At 68.8% G+C, this 16,573-nt stretch carries 17 protein-coding genes; 9 read left to right on the top strand and 8 right to left on the bottom strand.

What is annotated here, in order from left to right; all coding sequences use genetic code 11:
* Nucleotides 1–36 precede the first annotated feature (36 nt).
* Nucleotides 37–1,455: a DUF2637 domain-containing protein gene (locus SZN_RS37510; RefSeq protein WP_007490716.1), complete on the bottom strand. Its 1,419-nt coding sequence runs from the start codon at nucleotides 1,453–1,455 to the stop codon at nucleotides 37–39.
* Nucleotides 1,456–1,750: 295 nt separating this feature from the next.
* Between SZN_RS37510 and SZN_RS01105 the strand changes: the two genes are divergently transcribed.
* Nucleotides 1,751–2,455 carry a prepilin peptidase gene (locus tag SZN_RS01105; protein WP_007490714.1) on the top strand — a complete coding sequence of 235 codons (705 nt, stop codon included), beginning with the start codon at nucleotides 1,751–1,753 and terminating at the stop codon, nucleotides 2,453–2,455.
* Between the two features lie 131 nt (nucleotides 2,456–2,586).
* Nucleotides 2,587–3,054: a hypothetical protein gene (locus SZN_RS01100; protein WP_139063505.1), complete on the top strand. Its 468-nt coding sequence runs from the start codon at nucleotides 2,587–2,589 to the stop codon at nucleotides 3,052–3,054.
* A 28-nt stretch (nucleotides 3,055–3,082) separates the two neighbouring features.
* Here SZN_RS01100 and SZN_RS01095 read toward each other — a convergent pair whose 3' ends face one another.
* The 4 genes from SZN_RS01095 to SZN_RS01080 all read right to left on the bottom strand — a co-directional run bounded on the left by SZN_RS01095 (nucleotide 3,083) and on the right by SZN_RS01080 (nucleotide 5,948).
* Nucleotides 3,083–3,862 carry a hypothetical protein gene (locus SZN_RS01095; RefSeq protein ID WP_007490710.1) on the bottom strand — a complete coding sequence of 260 codons (780 nt, stop codon included), beginning with the start codon at nucleotides 3,860–3,862 and terminating at the stop codon, nucleotides 3,083–3,085.
* Nucleotides 3,863–4,005: 143 nt separating this feature from the next.
* Nucleotides 4,006–4,791: an SAM-dependent methyltransferase gene (locus SZN_RS01090; protein WP_007490709.1), complete on the bottom strand. Its 786-nt coding sequence runs from the start codon at nucleotides 4,789–4,791 to the stop codon at nucleotides 4,006–4,008.
* A 60-nt stretch (nucleotides 4,792–4,851) separates the two neighbouring features.
* Entirely contained in the window at nucleotides 4,852–5,082 is a 231-nt protein-coding gene (locus SZN_RS01085) for a DUF397 domain-containing protein (RefSeq protein ID WP_030587981.1), read from the bottom strand.
* Nucleotides 5,079–5,948 (bottom strand): helix-turn-helix domain-containing protein, encoded by an 870-nt coding sequence (locus SZN_RS01080; RefSeq protein ID WP_007490703.1) that lies wholly within the window; start codon nucleotides 5,946–5,948, stop codon nucleotides 5,079–5,081. Before SZN_RS01080 ends, SZN_RS01085 begins: the two co-directional genes overlap by 4 nt.
* Before the next feature lie 205 nt (nucleotides 5,949–6,153).
* On the opposite strand from SZN_RS01080, the gene SZN_RS01075 reads away from it, so the two are divergent.
* Genes SZN_RS01075 through SZN_RS01045 form a run of 7 tightly spaced genes read left to right on the top strand, consistent with a single transcriptional unit; the run spans nucleotide 6,154 to nucleotide 13,270 of the window.
* Nucleotides 6,154–7,656 carry a hypothetical protein gene (locus tag SZN_RS01075; protein WP_007490702.1) on the top strand — a complete coding sequence of 501 codons (1,503 nt, stop codon included), beginning with the start codon at nucleotides 6,154–6,156 and terminating at the stop codon, nucleotides 7,654–7,656.
* A gap of 53 nt (nucleotides 7,657–7,709) precedes the next feature.
* Nucleotides 7,710–8,717 carry an asparaginase gene (locus SZN_RS01070; protein WP_007490700.1) on the top strand — a complete coding sequence of 336 codons (1,008 nt, stop codon included), beginning with the start codon at nucleotides 7,710–7,712 and terminating at the stop codon, nucleotides 8,715–8,717.
* Nucleotides 8,718–8,756: 39 nt separating this feature from the next.
* On the top strand, nucleotides 8,757–9,224 hold the full coding sequence (locus SZN_RS01065; RefSeq protein WP_007490698.1) for a PPC domain-containing DNA-binding protein: 468 nt from the start codon (nucleotides 8,757–8,759) through the stop codon (nucleotides 9,222–9,224).
* A gap of 15 nt (nucleotides 9,225–9,239) precedes the next feature.
* Nucleotides 9,240–10,562, top strand: coding sequence for an NsdA family TPR-like regulatory protein (locus SZN_RS01060; RefSeq protein WP_007490696.1), 1,323 nt, complete (start codon nucleotides 9,240–9,242; stop codon nucleotides 10,560–10,562).
* Nucleotides 10,559–11,143 carry an NUDIX domain-containing protein gene (locus tag SZN_RS01055; protein ID WP_078508334.1) on the top strand — a complete coding sequence of 195 codons (585 nt, stop codon included), beginning with the start codon at nucleotides 10,559–10,561 and terminating at the stop codon, nucleotides 11,141–11,143. The genes SZN_RS01060 and SZN_RS01055 overlap by 4 nt, the downstream gene beginning before the upstream one ends.
* Nucleotides 11,140–12,498 carry an NsdA family TPR-like regulatory protein gene (locus tag SZN_RS01050; RefSeq protein ID WP_007490694.1) on the top strand — a complete coding sequence of 453 codons (1,359 nt, stop codon included), beginning with the start codon at nucleotides 11,140–11,142 and terminating at the stop codon, nucleotides 12,496–12,498. Before SZN_RS01055 ends, SZN_RS01050 begins: the two co-directional genes overlap by 4 nt.
* Nucleotides 12,499–12,514: 16 nt before the next feature.
* Complete coding sequence (locus SZN_RS01045) at nucleotides 12,515–13,270, top strand: 2'-5' RNA ligase family protein (protein ID WP_007490693.1); 756 nt, start codon at nucleotides 12,515–12,517, stop codon at nucleotides 13,268–13,270.
* A gap of 14 nt (nucleotides 13,271–13,284) precedes the next feature.
* On the opposite strand, the gene SZN_RS01040 is transcribed toward SZN_RS01045, so the two are convergent.
* The 3 genes from SZN_RS01040 to SZN_RS41210 are packed head-to-tail and all read right to left on the bottom strand — an operon-like array spanning nucleotide 13,285 to nucleotide 16,449.
* Nucleotides 13,285–13,872, bottom strand: coding sequence for an HAD family hydrolase (locus SZN_RS01040; RefSeq protein WP_007490692.1), 588 nt, complete (start codon nucleotides 13,870–13,872; stop codon nucleotides 13,285–13,287).
* Nucleotides 13,865–15,460: a PEP/pyruvate-binding domain-containing protein gene (locus SZN_RS42195; protein WP_007490691.1), complete on the bottom strand. Its 1,596-nt coding sequence runs from the start codon at nucleotides 15,458–15,460 to the stop codon at nucleotides 13,865–13,867. The genes SZN_RS01040 and SZN_RS42195 overlap by 8 nt, the downstream gene beginning before the upstream one ends.
* Complete coding sequence (locus SZN_RS41210) at nucleotides 15,457–16,449, bottom strand: hypothetical protein (RefSeq protein ID WP_007490690.1); 993 nt, start codon at nucleotides 16,447–16,449, stop codon at nucleotides 15,457–15,459. The genes SZN_RS42195 and SZN_RS41210 overlap by 4 nt, the downstream gene beginning before the upstream one ends.
* Nucleotides 16,450–16,573 lie beyond the last annotated feature (124 nt).

Genomic DNA, 16,573 nt, shown 5'->3' with positions numbered 1-16,573 from the left:
GCCAGTAGGTGCCAGCCTGCTGCGCGCGGCCGCTCTCTACGACGGCACCGTGGCCAGTTCGGCGCCATCGGTCTCCCACGCCGCCTCGCCGGCCACGATCGGCCCGTGCTTGCGCTCCAGGTCGTTGTAGGCGCTCCGTCCCGACCCCTCGTTCTGGTATCCGGCCCACCGGGTCAGGTCCTTGCGGGTGAGCTCGACGCCCGCCTTCTGGTGCGCCAGGTATATCCGCTCGGCCCGCTGCCTCTTGCTCTCGTTCGCCGGAGCAGGTCCCAGTTCAATCGTCGGCGGCGGGGCAGCGGCGGGATCATCGCCCTCGTCGGGGCCTTCCTCGTCTTCTACGGGTCCTTCCTCGTCTTCGGCCTCGTCCACGTCCACGTTGGCCTGGCCCCCGGCCGGGTGGCCGGCCTGCCCCGTGTCGGGCTCTCGCTGCTCGAGGGGGTCTTCGTCTTCGGCTGCTTCGGCTTCCTGGTTCACAGGGGTGTCGCCGGCAAAGAGGTCCTCGCGCGGGTGCTCGAGCAGCGGCTCCTCCGCAGGCTCGGTGCCGGCTCGTGCGCGGTCCGCCGGCGGGCACTGCGCGCGCTCGTGCTCGGCGGCATCCTCCGGCTCGGGCGACGCCGAGGCGGAGGCCGGTGACAGGGCAGGCGGATGGCTGGCCGGCACTTTCTCCAGCACGACCCCCGGCGTGGTGAGCGCGGTAGGCGCGGACTGCTCGGCCAGGTCCTCCCGCTCCGGATGGCGCAGCTCTGCTGCCGGGCGGACGGCGTATCCCAGACGGCTGCGGCGCAGCGGCCGCAGTTCCTCGCGCGTGGCCTTCCTTCGCCAGCGCCAGCCGTAGGCGTCCCGCAACTCCCGGCGGTAGTCCAGCTTCTCCTGGTACAGCGCCAGCGCCACCTCGTACGAGGAGATCGTGCTCGGCCACAGCTTCCTGCTGCGCCAGATCAACCAGGTCGACCAGGGGGCGAGAAGCCACCGGCCCAGCGAGAGCGCATAATCCTCCCGCCCTTCCTCGCGCGCCGTCGCGACGGCGATCGCATGCCGGACCGCCTCGGTGATCGCGATGAACAGCAAGGGAATCGCCGCATGCATAAAAGATGCAAGTATGTCCGGGTAAGAAGAGAACGCGTTGAATGCCACCGTTGCCACGGTCAGCAGCCAGGCGATGTGCCGCAGGAGCGGATACCGCAAGTCGACCCAGGTCAGGGCAAGATCGAGGGCAAGCATCGTGATGATGCCAATATCGATCCCAAGGGGAAAGATAGTGGCAAACCAGCCAAAACCCTTCTCCTCGGCGAGGTCGCGTACGGCCGTGTAGGAGCCGACGAAGCCGGTCAAGGCGATCAGCAGGGACCCGAACCCGATGATCCCGAAGGTGATGCGGCGGCCACGTGTCCACACGACCCGGCGGCGGCCGCCCCCGACCGCCCCCGCCTTCCCGAGATCGGCGGTGATCGTCATGGACCCATGCCCCCTTCGTCGTGCCCGTGCGCTCGGCGCTGTCGCCTATAGAGGTGCGATCAGCCGCCGCCGTGTGACATTCCGCCCCTCCGCGGTTAGGTGATCGCGCTTCTGAATCTGAACGGTAGGAGCGCCGGCCCGGCGCATCCACCGTGATCAGGGCCCTTGCTCGCGCCGTGACCTGGTCGTTGCTTTCGACCTGCTCCCCGATACCCCATCGAACCGAGGGGGCGACTCGCATAGGCTCCAAGATCCCGACATATGCCGGGGCAGAACGACACCGGGAGCCGCCGTGATGACCGTGCTGACCACGACCGTCGCCCTTCTCGCCGGCGCCCTGGCCGGCACCGCCACCCGCCCGCTGCTTTTCACCAGGACCGTGCCCGCCGGCGCACCGCTCCGGCACGCCTGCCCCTCGTGTGACGCACCAGCCCCAGCGGCCATCCGGCTCCTCGCGCCGCCCCGAGGCCGCTGTGCGTCATGCCGCACGCCTTGGTACCCGGCCCGCGGCCTCCCCGAGGCCATGACCGCGCTCGCCTTCGCCCTCGTCGCCGCCACTGGCCTGACGGGCTGGCTGGCCGCCGCACATTACTGGGTCGCCGCCTGCGGCACCGCGCTCATCCTGATCGACGCCAAAGTGCACCGGCTCCCCAACATCCTCACCGTTCCCGCCTTCGCCGGGACGATCACCCTGCTGGCAGCCGCAGGAGTGGCCGGAGAACCCGGCAGCTTCGCCCGTTGTCTTGCAGCCGCCGCCGCGCTCGGCTCCGCGTTCGCCCTCATGACCTTCGGCGGCATCGGACTCGGCGATGTGAAGCTCGCCCCCACCCTCGGGGCCTTGCTCGGTTGGCACAACTGGGCCACCGTGCTCGTGGGCACCTTCGCGATGTTCGCCCTCGGCGCCGCAGTGAACCTGCTTCAGGGACGCACCCGCGGTCGCATCGCCTTCGGCCCGTACATGATCATTGGTGCGCTCGGTGTGTCGGTCTGCGTGTCGTAGTCCTCCGTCGACGGCCGGAACGTCACTCGGTTCGTGACCCGGCCCGCCGGGTCGCCGCTCCCGTAGCCAGCGGGACAGCCGATCGTTAACCGGCCGGGGCCACCAGACCGCGCGCGAGATGAGGCAGCTGCATGAGCACCACCGAACCGAAGACCAGGGCATGGTCTGCCGGTATGTCGCAGGACAAGCTGGCCTGGTACGCCCTTCAGGATCCGCATGAGGAAGTACGCCTCGGCCCGAACGGACCATTGATGCCCAAGCTGCTGGCCGTGCTCCTCGCCGCCGGCCTCCCCCTGGTCAAGGCCGGGCACCCCATGCGCATCCGCGAAGCGCACGGCTGGCGGATGACCCTGCACCAGGACGCCCGAACCATCGAAGTCCACATGCCGAACGAAGACGAACCCCTGCTCACACTGGCGGGCGACGTGCCACCGCGCTGGAACTATCTCGCGACCAAGGTGGGATACGTCGTCTTGTACGTGTCCGATGACCTCGGGCTGCCGCTCCGCGGTGGCGAACAGGAACTTCAGCGTCAGCTGATGGCTGCGGCCGAACGAGGCCGGTTCGTGGCGGCCTCGATCCCCTACAGCGCCCTCTGACTGCGGCGCTCGTGACCGGGACGCTCAGCTACGCGGGCGACGGCAGCGGAAACCCGGGCACGTACGTCGCCGACCGACCGTGCGCGTCATTCGGCTCGAGGATGAGTTCGCCGTGCTCGCTCGGCACCAACCCCTGCCTCCCTACGGTCCATACGTGCACCGGGCCGTCGTCACCGGTCACCAGCGTCAGAACGCCGCTCGACGCGGCGACGAGCGAGGCACCCAGCAGCGCGACGAATCGCTCCCGGTCCCGATCCGGTACACGGATCTCCCCGCCGATGACGCCGACCGGCATCGCGTAACTACCGAGCTCCAGGTCTCCGGCCTTGGCGACCAAGGCGATCCGGCCGCCAGCACCGCCGCGCGACTCGGCGCGCCGCACCGCCTCCTCGGTCAGCGCCGTCAGAACGCCCGCCGAGTAGCTTCTCGCCCAGGCCTCCGCACCGGGGTGCTGCGCGTTCACCGCGTCGAACACGCTCCTGCAGCGAACAGCCGTGGCCCATGCCTGCTGTTCCCGCTTCATCTGCAGGAGCATCTCGTCAGCCGTCTCTCCCGCGAAGGACCACAGCTCGTTCCTCGGGACCCATCGGCTCGCGTAGGCGCGGAAACCCTTCTCCGAACGGGGATCCAGTCCGGCTTCCTCGCACCCCTTGACGTAGGCGAAGTCGACAAGCGGGGCCAGCAAGACCGGCTCCCCCGCCGACAGGGCTTGGACCGCACGTGCGTGAACGTCCCGCCAGTACACGGAAAACGAACCCTGGGCGCGGGGAACGAAGCGAAGGTCTCGCTCGTCGACGGCGACCAGCATGCTGGCACGCGAGTCCTCCAGACCTCGGTCGCCCATCAGACATACCCCCTGCTGTTTTCCATAGGGCCTCTCCGCACATCATCACCGTGCTCTGTCCGGACTGATGCTGGACAGGCTCTCGGCCCAGCCATGCCGCCAGGCGTCTACGGCTTCTGCGCGACGCCGACGTAGAGAGGCACCTGTTCGTCGGCGAACTCCTGATCAGGCTCCGGATGCCAGTTGGTGACGACCTGAACGCCCGGATCAATCAGGTCAAGTCCCGTGAAGAAACGGGCGAATTCGTCTCGCGACCGCACCTGCGCGGGTATGCCGCTCTTCCGGTAGATCTCGACGGCCTTGTCCCACCCGGCAGGGTCGAAGTCTCCCGTCACGTGCGAGAGCATGAGGAAGCTACCTGAGGGGAGCGGGGCCAAGAGCTCATTGACAAGATCGTAGGGCCCGTACTCGTCGGAGACGAAGTGCAGGAGGGCTACGAGCGAGAGGGCGACAGGCTCCTCGAAGTCGAGGATCTCCTGGGCGCCTTCGATGATCTTCCCGGGCTCGCGGACATCCGCCTCGATGTACTTCGTCGCCCCCTCGGGCGTACTCCGCAGGAGCGCCTCCGCATGGCGCAGAACGACGGGGTCGTTGTCGACGTAGACCACACGTGATTGCGGGTTGACCGCTTGGACGACCTGGTGAAGGTTGGGTTCGGTCGGGATGCCGGTTCCGATGTCGAGGAACTGATGCACGCCGCGGTCGGCCAGGAGCCGGGCAGCCCGATTCATGAAGCCCCTGTTGGTGCGGGCAGCGACCCTGATGGCCGGCAGGAACGATATGACTCTCTCGGCAGCCTCCTCGTCGACCGGGTAACTGTCCTTGCCGCCGAGGTAGTAGTCGTACATGCGGGCCGGGTGGGGGCGGCTGGTATCGATGGGCTTTAACGTCATCGCTATTCTGCTTGCCCTTCGTGTCGGATTTTTGGCGCGGTATTGCGAGCTACGTGGGGCTTAGGAGAGGAGGAAATCCGCATCCCCGGACTTTGCCCCGATAATGAAGGCCGCGATTTCTCCCCGCGTGTAGATCAGCGCGGGGCCGTCAGGGTCGGTCGACTGGCGCAGCGCCACGCGGCCATCGTCGAGGGGCTTCGCCTCCACGCAGTTTCCGGCGTTGCTACCACTCCAAGGCTTCACCCACTCTGCCGCTCCAAGCTCTGTGGCGGCGCGCAGGACGTGACTCATAGGTACAGCTCCTTGCGAATATCACCAAGGAATTTCTTGGTTTCTTGCTTTGAGAATGCGTACACACTCATTTCGCCCAGCGCTTCACGGAACAGGGCGACTTCTTCCTTGTCCTCGCTGTATCCGGCGCGGCTCAGGCTGTCGGTGCAGACGATATCGGGAAGTTCGGGGATTTCGAATCGGAAGATGGTGAATGGCCCGAAGGCGCCTGGGTGGAGCCCTGCTGCGAAGGGGCACACCTGCAGTGTGACGTTCGGGAGGTCGGTCACATCCAAGAGGTGCTCGATCTGCTCGCGCATGACGGCCGCATCGCCGACGGGGCGCCGTAGGCTCGTCTCGTCCGTTACAACCCACAGCTGGGGTGGGGCCGGCTTCTCGCGCGTGAGGATCTCCTGGCGCTTGATGCGCAGGTCGACGCTTCGTTCAAGAACATCAGGCGCCATGCGAGGGAGTCCTCGCTCCATGACGGCGCGGGCGTATCCGGGTGTCTGCAGCAGACCAGGGAGGACGCCAGGCTCGTAGCCGCGGAGGCTGGTCGCAGCCCCCTCCAGCGATACGTGCACCCCGAACCAGCCCGGGAGTACGTCGCGGAAACTCTGCCACCAGCCGGGCGTACTCGCCTGGTCAAGGAGGACGAGAAATTCCTGGATCTCGGCCTGGGGGACGCCGTAGATCTCGAGAAGCGTCTTGACGGTGGCGTACTTCAGAGAAGTCTCGGCCTTCTCCATCCTGGTGACCGTCGTCGGCGCGATCCGCAGGGGCTTGGCGGCCTGTGCAGCGGTGAAGCCGGCCGCCTCGCGCAGGGCGGCCAGGCGCCGGCCCAAGACGATGGCCAGCACGGTCGGGGCGGACTTCGGTTCGCTCACGCCGGTTCCTCTCCCCTTCGGCCGGCAGCTGTCGTTCGCTGAAGTGTGCCACGGCACCCACGAGGCGAACAGACTGCAGCCCGAACTATGCAGGTTGCAGAGTGAGGCTTGCCAACGCCACAGAGTAGCGAGCATAGTTGCGTGGTGACCCAGCTCACGTAGCCCGGATGCACGCTCCCCCGCCTTCGCCCCAGGAAGGTCCGAGATGTCCGCCCGCCCCACGTTGTTCCGCGTTCTCCTCGAAGAACGCCGATGGGACCGATGGGTGGTCTTCTGCACCCACTTCGAGCGGACCGCACGGGAGCTGGCCAACGAGACCGACTCGCCGCGCCTGGCGACCGTCTCGGTCTCACGTTCCACCTTTGACCGGTGGGCGAAGGGCTACTGGTTCGGACAGCCCTGGCCAGATGCGGCTTTGATTCTGGAGCGCCTGTTCGGAGTCCCCTGCTCCGACTTGTTCAGTCCCGCGCCATCCGTCATGCAGGTGCGTTCGTTGCCGCACAGCCGGGGAGACATACGCGCCGCCGCCACGATCACCGAGCGCTGGCCCACCAGCAGGGTGTTCCTGTCCAGTTCCGATGAAGTCGCCGACTCGTGGGAACTCGCTGGTCGGCAGGTGCTCGACGGCACAACCGCTGCGATCGGCATCCGGGCTGCCACAGTCCGGGACAGCTCCGCCTATATCGAAGCCTCCGACCCAGCGCTGCATCAGTTCTTACGACCGGCCCGCCGCGGGATGCTCGTAGGCGTCGCTGAGCAGGGCGACGACACCCAGCTCTACGTGATCGACGCGGCGAACGCCCGCCGCGCGCTGACGGTGTCTTCCGACGCCGAAATGCTTGCCCTGCCGGCCGCGCACCTGCTGGACGATCTGACGTACGGACTGCTGTGGTCCCTGGTTCAGCTCGATGACGGGCTCCTGGCGGACGACCTCGCCCTCGCCGAGGAACAGGAGGCGCTGGACACCTACCTCTCGCTGCCGCGTTCCGCGCCGAGCCGGGTGGCGCTGCCCGATCTCACGACGGCCGGAGCACAGTGGCTCGGATCTGCGTTCTGCGCCCGGCACATCGTGCGGCGACTCGATGGGGTGACAACATCCCCTGTCTTCTGGACTCGGGAACAGACCGGTGAGCAGGCCGCCCCGTGGCTGTGGTTCCGTCACAAAGCCGACTACCTCAAGACTCTGGCGGCCCAGTACACCGACGCTGCGACGCCCATGGTCCGGGTCTTCTGCGTTCCGGAGGCCGAGGTAACCCGCAGCAGCCGGTACGAACGCATCCTGCTGCTTCTGGCCATCGCGCTGATGGAACTGCACGGAATCAAGGTCGACGTTCTCGCTGACCCGGAGTACTCCGAGGTCGACGGCTTCGCATTGGTCCCCAGCCAGCGCGCGGCCGTCGCCAACTGGGTCCGGACCGAGGCGATCTGGGCCGCCGATACCGTCACCCACCGCCCCGCGCTGCGGGCGTATCACGAGGCCTTCAGGGAGGCGCGCGCACACAGCGTGGCCACGGGCCCTGACCCGGAAGCCCGGTTGCGGACACTGGCCGGCTTTCTGGATATCCCGTGGCCATGGCTGGTTCGCCGGTGCCGCGAGTTGAGCGAGTGCGGCACAGCGAGCATCGTGCGTCCACGCAGTCGGCACCTCAGCGTGAGCGCACTCGACGACGTCTTCCAGTTTCTCGGCGCCCTTGCCCCGGACCGGTGAGAGCCCGACGCTGACCCGTACTGCGTGATCCACTTCTCCGAAAGGCAGCCGCCGTGATCTCCACCCCGCGGTCCCAGCGCCCCACCGTCCTGGTGCTTTCACTCGGCGGCACGATCGCCATGTCGGCACCGAGCGGCGGAAGCGGGGCGACCCCCCGTCTGGCGGCTGCCGATCTCGTTGCCTCTGTGCCGGAGCTGGCAGATGCTGCGACGCTGGAGCTGCAGGACTTCCGGCAGATCCCCGGCGCCTGGCTGGAGATCGACGACATCGTCGCCATAGCCGAACTGCTGAATCAGCGGGCGCAATCCGGCACGGCCGGCTTCGTCATCACCCAGGGCACCGACACCCTGGAGGAGACCGCCTTCCTCCTCGACCTCCTGTACACAGGGGAAGCCCCGGTCGTGATCACAGGCGCCATGCGCACCGCGGAGATGGCCGGCGCCGACGGCCCGGCCAATCTCGTGGCCGCTGTGCACACCGCGGCCAGCCCTTCCGCGCGCGGCCTCGGCGTACTCGTCGCCTTCGCCGACGAACTGCACGCCGCCCGCCACGTGCAGAAGGTCCACAGCACCAGCACGTCGGCCTTCGTTTCGCCCGGCGCCGGTCCCGTCGGGCACGTGGTGGAAGGCCAGCCCCGCTTTCACTTCGCCGTGCCACGGCAGGCACCGGTGGCACTGCCGCAGGTCCGTCCGGCGTCCGTGGAGGTAATCCAGGCGACCCTGGGTGCCTCCGTGGCCCTTCTGGATGCCGCCGCCGGCCTCGCGGACGGCCTGGTCATCGCAGCCTTCGGAGCCGGGCACGCCCCCAAGACATGGGCTGAACCGCTGGGTGCCCTGGCAACCCGTATGCCGGTCATCCTTGCTTCCCGCACCGGCGCGGGCAGCGTCCTGAGCAACACCTACGATTTCGGCCCCGGCTCCGAGACAGACCTGCTCAAGCGAGGCCTCATCAGCGGCGGCGGCCTGGAGCCGCGTAAAGCCCGGCTCCTCCTGCTGGCCCTTCTGCGCTCCGGAGCAGAGCTGCCGGAGATCAGGGACGCCTTCGAATTCCGCCGACGCTGATTTCCCCCACAAGATCCAATTCTGAGATCGAGGAGCCACATGCGTGCCACTGAAGTCACCACCGGGCGGCGGTTCGTCGTCGCTCTCGATGATGGCGAAGACTTCTTCCCTGCGCTGGACGCCTTCTGCCGCGACACCGGGATCCGGGCTGGCCACATCCCGACGTTCATCGGCGGCTTCAGCAGTGTCCGGCTGGTGGGCTCGTGCGGCCCACTCGAGCACCCGGAGCGCCCTCTGTGGGACGAGATCAAGGTCGAGACCCTCGAAGTGCTCGGAGCCGGCACGCTCGCGTGGGACACCGTGAACAGCAAGGTCGCACCTCACATCCACGTGACCGCCGGCCTGAAAGGGGCCTCTGCCGATGGACTAACGAGTCACCTCCTGGGCGGCACCGTGCAGTTCATCAGCGAGCTCGTCATCGAGGAGTGGACCGCCCCTACGGTGACCCGGCCGCAGAGCCCGGATCTGTATGACGTTCCCCTTCTCACCTTCGGCGACTCGAACTGAGCCAGGGAGAAGGCGATGCGGCGCGCGACCCGGTTCCGGCAGTTGGTGGAGGAGAACCACTGGACGGTGTTCGCCACGTTCAGCATCCACTTCCAGCGTGCCGCCCGCGACGTCGCCCGTATCGACGGCGACCCGCGGCTGGCGGCGGTCACGGTCTCGTCTCGTAGTTTCGACCGGTGGTTGGCCGGGGACCTCAAGAGGATGCCCTGGCCTCCCACCTGCCGTGTGCTGGAGCATCTGCTCGGGGAGCCGGCAGTGGCGCTGTTCGGACCACCAACCGGTGAGCCTCCCAGCACCACCGATGCCGCGACAGCCGAGGCCGGGCCAGGAACACCCACCCCTGACTTCGCTCCCCTGCTCACGCTGCCCGGAGCTGCACCGCCCGAGAGCGCCGGCCCGTTGCCCTACCTGGGGGCGCTGGAGTCGTTCAGGCACGCGGATCGTCAACTCGGCGCTGGACATGTCTATTCGTCGCTCCAGCAGTATCTTCAGACCTCCATCGCGGTTGATCTGTTCGGGCCCAAGGGGCGGTCCCCCGAAGCTGACGTGTTTCTGGCCGCAGCAGTCCTCACGGAAATGGCGGGCTGGATGGCCCATGACCTGGGACGCGACACGGAGGCCTCCGAACACTTCAGGGTCGCCTTCGGTCTCGCGCACGCGACTCCTGAAACATCTGTGGGAGCGAACGTCCTGGCGAGCACGAGCCACTTGGCCCTGCAACTCGGCGACGCCGGGCAGGCACTGGCCCTAGCCCGCCGCGGACATGAACGCATGGCGACCACCGAACCTATCCCGGTGCTCACCGCCCGCCTTCACGCCATGGAGGGTCGCGCTCACGCCAGGATCGGAGACGATGTGGCCGCCCAACGCGCTCTGGAAACAGCGCGCGCAATTCTGGAAGACGCCTCCGCTGTGCCGCCCCCGCATTGGATTGCCCCCTTCGATCAGGCTGCACTCGCCAGCGAGTCAGCGCTCGCCCTCCGCGACCTGGGCATGCTCAGTGTGGCGACCATCGAAGCCGAGCGCGCCGTGGCGTTGCGTGGAGAGAACCGTGCCCGCAGTCGGGCATTCAGCCAGTCCGCGCTCGCCGAGCTTCTCGTCCAAAGTGGGGACCTCGAAGCGGCCTGTGCCACCGGGGTGCAGCTTGTGGCCGCTTGTGAGCCGCTCGGCTCGTCACGGGTCACCGAACATCTGCACGCCCTTAGTCGAACTCTCACTCCCTTCCGAGACGTCCCGCAGGTGCGGGACGTGCTGGAGCAGTTGGTACAGGTCAACCGTCGCCGTTCGGCCCTGCTGGCCAGCTTCGACGCTCGTCCCGGAATGGGCAGGCATCCATGACGAAACCCCCTCCTCCCGGAACGCCGGCGTGGGATGCCTACCTGGCCGAGGGCAACGCCAAGCAGGCTCGCAAGCGGGTGACTGCCGACGCGCTGCTTCGCGACCCCGACGGTCGGCTTCTCCTGGTCAAACCCACTTACAAGCCGGGGTGGGATCTTCCTGGCGGGATGGCGGAGTCCAACGAGGCCCCCACCGATGCCGTGCGGCGGGAACTCCGCGAGGAGCTCGGGCTCGACGTCACGCTGTACGCACTCCTGTGCATCGACTGGGTGCCTCCCCACGGGCCGTGGGACGACCTCATGGCGTTCGTCTTCGACGCCGGGCAACTGTCCTGGGACACGTGCGCCACGCTGCGACCGCACGACGAGGAGCTTGCGGAGTGCGCCTTCTTCCCCGAAGACCAGGCGCTTTCCCTGCTCCGGGACCGTCAGCGGCGCCGAGCGGAGCAGGCCCTGGCTGCCTTGGGGGAGAGCATCCCCCGATACCTCCAGAACGGGCAGCCGCTCTGGAACCCAGGCCGTACTCCGGCACAAGAGCAGCAGCCGACCGTCCGCACCGAACCCGAGGGGGGAGCCCGGTGACCAGCACGACCACCACGCGGTTCGCGCTCCTGGTCCAGGAGAACCAGTGGGATTCGTACGAGAAGTTCTGTATCCACTTCGCCAAAGCCGCTGCGCGCGCCGCCGAGAAGGAGAACGATCCCCGGCTCGCCCGCGTCGAAGTGTCCCGCAGCAGTTTCGACCGGTATATGGGCCGCCGCGGCTCGATCAAAAGCACACCCCGGCGGGACGCCTATCTCGTACTCCGCCACATGTTCAACATGGCCCCCGAGCGGCTCTTCGAGCCCGTGGAACCTGGGGCGCTGGTCTCGCTGCGGGCCAGCGCTGACCTCGCCAGTGCATCGGCGGCCAGCCTCGGCTTCGACGACCCGCTGGCCGTCGTCGCCCAGACGCACAAGCTGACCAGCTCCAACGCGGACGACCCGGTCCTGGTCATGGTGAGACGGTCCATCTCGGGCATCATCGACCGCTACGAAGCGCAGGGGCCACAGCAGCTGGCGGGCGAAGCCCGAGTCGTGCGCGAAATGCTGCACGGCGTCCTGGCCGGCCAGCAGCCCCCGCGGGTCCGTACGGAACTCTTCCGCCTCGCTTCCCAAGCCGCCGGGCTTCTGGGGTACATGGCCGTCAACGCTGGTGCGACCTATGACCTGGTGAACGCGTACTGCTCGGAGGCGGAGTCCCTGGCACGCGAGGTCGGCGACGTCCCCATGGAGATGTGGGCGAGCGGGACCCGCTCTCTGGGGCTGTACTACCAGAAGCGGTACGCGGAAGCCGACGACGCAGCCCTGGCCGGAATCGCTCTCGCCCCGGACGACCCGCAGGCGATCCGGCTGCTCGTCAACGGGCGCTCCCGCGCGCTCGCCCGACTCGACGATCGGCGTGGCGCCGAGCAGGCGATCGGCCAGGCCCTGGAGCTCTCCGACCGGCAAGCCGCCCTGCCCGGCGGCCTCACGTCGTGCATCAGCTTCGAGCCGTACTCCATGGCTCGCACCTTGGCCAACGCCATCACCACACGCCTCTCGCTCGGCGACACAGCCGAGGTCCTGACGCACGCGGAGCAGATCGACGAGCTGATCGCACACTCCGACTCCGACTGGAGCCGCGCCCTGGTAGGGCTCGATACGGCAACGGCCCTACTGCAGCAGCCATCTCCCGAGGTCGAGCAGGCCATGGCGTTGGGCCGGCGAGCCCTCAGGTCCGGAACCACCGCGCCCATCAGGTCTGTGTGGGAACGCGCGAACGAGCTCTACCAATGCGCCGAGCGGTGGCATGACGAACCCGATGTGGGGGACTATGCCGAGGAGCTGCGGACGTGGCGGTCACAGCCGCAGGCCGGAATGATCGTGGTCGGCTCGCGCGCTCAGATCGCGCCCTGACATATCTAGGAGATCCGTGGCGCCCGAGCTGGCCGTCGACACCAGGGCCTTCCCCTGCGCACCCCCCGCCGACCTCGACGACTCCCGCGTGATTGTCGAGCACGACTGGCGGGCCTTCCAAGCTGTCGACCGCATGAAGAACCACTGGGATCGCCCGGGATGGTCGGAACGGCAGCAGGCCTACTACTGGATGCTCACCTTCGCCGACGCGACCGCCCTGGTGCGACGCACGGAGCACTGCCAGGGCGCGCTCGAGCATCTCAGCATGGACCTGGTGCCCGCCGACGGCCTGCACGTCACCCTGCTCCGGATCGGTGCCACGGAAGGAGTGTCACATCCCCAGCTCGAGCACCTGATCTCCATGGCGGAGCACTTGTCCGTAGGTGAGTTCCGCATTCTGGCTCATCCCCTTGCCGGCAGCCGCGGTGCCGTCCGCTTCAGCCTCACCCCGTGGAGACCGCTCGTCGGCCTCCACGCTGCGCTCAGCGCGCTCGGTGCTCAAGCCGGCGTGCCCGGCGGCAAGCCGACCAGCACCTTCCGGCCGCATCTGGGAGTGGCCTACAACAACGCCGAGCGCCCGGCAGCGCCGGTCGTCGACGTGGTGTCGCAACTGCGCTCGCTTCCCCCGGTAGCTCTCGATGTCTCGTCAGTGGACCTGGTGAAGCTCCGCCGCCAGGAAAGGACCTACCGGTGGGAGACCATCCGCACGCTTCCGCTGCGCCCAACGGGATTGGCCTCGGCTGCCGAGGGAGCCGCACCAGGTGCGCAGTGATCCTTCGCGGTGGCTCATGTGACCGGAACCAGAGTGGTGCCGCTCACGGTGAGCAGCCGCATGCCCGCTGATCGGGCCGCGGCGATGCCGTCGGATGCGTCGTCCACCGCCAGGCAGTGCGAGGGCGCCACGCCCAGCTGTCGCGCCGCTTCCAGGTAGACGTCGGGAGCGGGTTTGCCGCGCGCCACGGACTCGGCAGTGACCACGATCGGAAGGAGCCCGTTCAGTCCCAGGCGCTCGATCCCGGTGTGCACCAGGACTGCGGCCGCGCTGGACGCGACGGCCCGGGGGATCCTGCGTGCACGGGCCTGCTCGAGCAGTTCCAGGGTCGCCGTGATCACTGCAGGCGGGGGCCCGTTCAGCAGGCGTTGCCGGCTGGCGTGGACGACCTCTTCGACCGGGAGCTCGCGCTCGCCGGCCAGGACCCGCAGGAGGTCGCGTACCGGCAGCCCGGCATGCACCGTGTACCAGTCCTCCTCGACCGTGAGTCCGTACGGCACGAGCGCTTGGCGCAGCGCGTCGAGACGCCGCCGGCCGTTGTCGACGACCGTGCCGTCCCAGTCCACGATGAGGCCGGCGGTGTCGCCCAGGAGATCAGTCATGGAGGCCTCGGCTGTGGAGGACCCGGCCGTTCGGGTCGACGGTCACAAGAGTCTCCGGCACGTCTCCGCCGTCCACCGGCCACAGCAGGCGTCCGAGGGACTTCAAACGAATCACCTGGAACCCCGGCAGCTCTGGAGTGGCGACGTCCTCGTCCACGATCAGCACCCCCACCGTCCCGTGCTCGGCCGACGCCGTGAGGGTGGGGAGCACAGGGTGATGCTCTGCCGGTGAGTGCAGCAGGAGGGTAGCGGCACGCCCGTCGTGCGCGGCGGTGGTCGGCAGGCGCTGGAGCACGACGGCCGCTCCGTCCAGGCGGGCGCGCTCGGTCCGTTGCTCCGGAATGCCCGCGACGGGCCGCACGGTGCCTTCAGTTCCGTTGACCTCGATCAGGCGCGCCGAGGGGATCGCGGTCGCGGCCTTGACGTTGGTGACGCAGGGAATGCCGAGCTCGCGGGCGATGATCGCGGTATGGGAGAGCGGTCCCCCCGTGGTGGAGACGACTGCGGCGGGCTGCTCCAGCAGGGCGCCGGCCGCCTCGGGACCGAGCGCGCCGCAGATCAGCACGGCACCGGTCAGGGCTGTGCCCTCGCCGATGCGAACAGCCGGCCCCGCTGCGGTGCCCGCGACAGCAGGGATGCCGGTCCAGCCGTCCTCACAGTGCCGACCGGTTGCGCGGGCTTCGTGGAGGGGGCGGGTGAGCGGGCGTGCTTGCACCAGGTGCAGGGTGCCGTCGGCGGTGAAGGCCCACTCCAGGTCGATACGTTCGAGGCTCAACGCGGCTGCCGCGACAACGGCGCTGTCCAGGAGGGTCAGGCGGTGTTCCTCGCTCAGCACGGGATCAGCCGCCCATGGCGTCGGCGCGTGGAGGTGCAGGACGCCTTCCTGTGACGTCTTGATCTTCGCGAGTGTCTCGTCCTGGTTGACGCCGGTGATCGTCGTCCACTCCCCCGGTGGCAGCCGCAGCTCGTCGGGGGCACCCGGCATGAGGATGATCCGCTGCTCGGCGGGCTGGACAGGGTGGGCGGTGTGACGCAGGCCGGAGTGGACCTCGCCGGTCTGGGTGCCGCTGACGAGTGGTTCGGCCAGGCCGCGGACGGCCTCGATCCTCCAGCGGACGCACCGGCCGGCGAGCACCTCGGCTGCCAGTACGCCGGAGGCAGTGGGGCGCAGCGCGGGCTGGATGACCACGGCCATCCCGAGAGCTGCGGTGATGCCGTGGGCCCGCGCGTAGGCCTGCGCCGTCGGCTGCAGTGCGGAGGAGCGGACCTCGGTAATCGCAGCGTGCAGCGGGCCGGAGCGGGCGGGGGTGAAGCGTGAGGCGTACATCCCGGCGAACGAGACGGCGGCGCCGTCCTCGGCGACGGCGGAGGACCGGGCGATCAGGCCGTACGGGGCGCGCCCCTCCGCCCAGGCCAGGATGTGGTCCACAAGGATCGGCACCGCGCTCTCCGGTGTACCGACCGGGACCACCAGGCCCTCGGGAACCGGCAGACCTTGGCGGAGCAGCCGGGCCAGGGCGGCGGCCTTCCCGCCGACGCGCGCCGCATTGTGGGCCTGGTCGAGGGGGAGCAGGGGGGTGGGGGTCATCGGCCGTCTCCCAGGGCGAGCAAGTCGGGTGTGGTGACGCGGGTGGCATCGTGCTCTCTGGCCGTGCACCAGCGGCGCACCAGCGACAGGTAGCTGTGGCGCAACTCCTTGCGCCGTTCCTCGCTGTCGGCGGCCCAGGCGAGGGCGGTGCTCAGGGCGCGCACCGCGGCGAGCTGGCCGGGCCGGCCGCCGGCAGCCAGCAGCGCCGCGGTCTCCCATGCCTCGCGTACGGCGGCAGAACGGTCCAGGGAGCCGGTGAGGGATGCCAGCTCGGATTCGGGGTCTGCGCTGGCCGACAGGGTTCGCAGCAGGTCGGCGGCGCGGTCGGGGTCCTCAAGGGGCATGGCGGCAGCTGCCGGTGAGCCCGCCCCGTACAGAGTTCCGGCCCGGGCGCTGACGTCGGCCGCGGCCAGGGCAAGGGGACGTCCGTCACGGATGCTGGCGGCGGCTTCCAGGAGGAGACGGTGCGCCTGCAGCAGGTGGCCGGTGCGGTTCGGGGTGGCCAGGGCGAGCGTGCAGTCTCGGGCGCGGGCCCGGCTGGACAGCACCTGGCTCAGGAGGTCCTCCCACTGCTGCTCGGGCAGCAGCCAGTTGACGATGTGGGCGGACATGACCTTCAAGAACGCCGCCGTCCCCCGCCCGATGGCTTCGTCCGCTGCCTTCACGTCCCGGTCGCTCAGGGCTTGTTCGGCCTGGTCCAGTGCGCTGGCGGTCTGCTCCCGGTGGAGGGCCGTGCGATCGGCCAGGTCCCGGACGCGATCGGGGTCGGACAGGAACTTCTCCAAGGCGGCGACGAGCCGAAGGTGTACGGGTTCGTCGATGTCGACGATGCCCGGCCGCCGCAGCCGCCCGTACGGGGTCGGATCCTCCAGGAGCACCCTCGGCCAGGCTATGAGCGACGTGGTGTAAAGATCCCACTCCAGCAGCGTGCTCGCGGGGCGGCTGCGCTCGTAGTCGCAGGTCAGCATCCCGTTCCAGACGGGTTCCATGGGGGTCCTCCCGGGGGCTGGGGGTCGGATCGGCGAAGGCGCGGGTGATGTGGCGCGAATCTGCGGTGGTGGCCCTGGGTGCTGTGGGAGGCTCGATGCGGGCCTGGGGCGGCCGTGCCCCGTT

This window comes from Streptomyces zinciresistens K42, assembly GCF_000225525.1.
GTDB lineage: Bacteria > Actinomycetota > Actinomycetes > Streptomycetales > Streptomycetaceae > Streptomyces > Streptomyces zinciresistens.
Note: the sequence above shows the minus strand (reverse complement) of the source record. Positions and strands in the feature narration are given on the sequence as shown.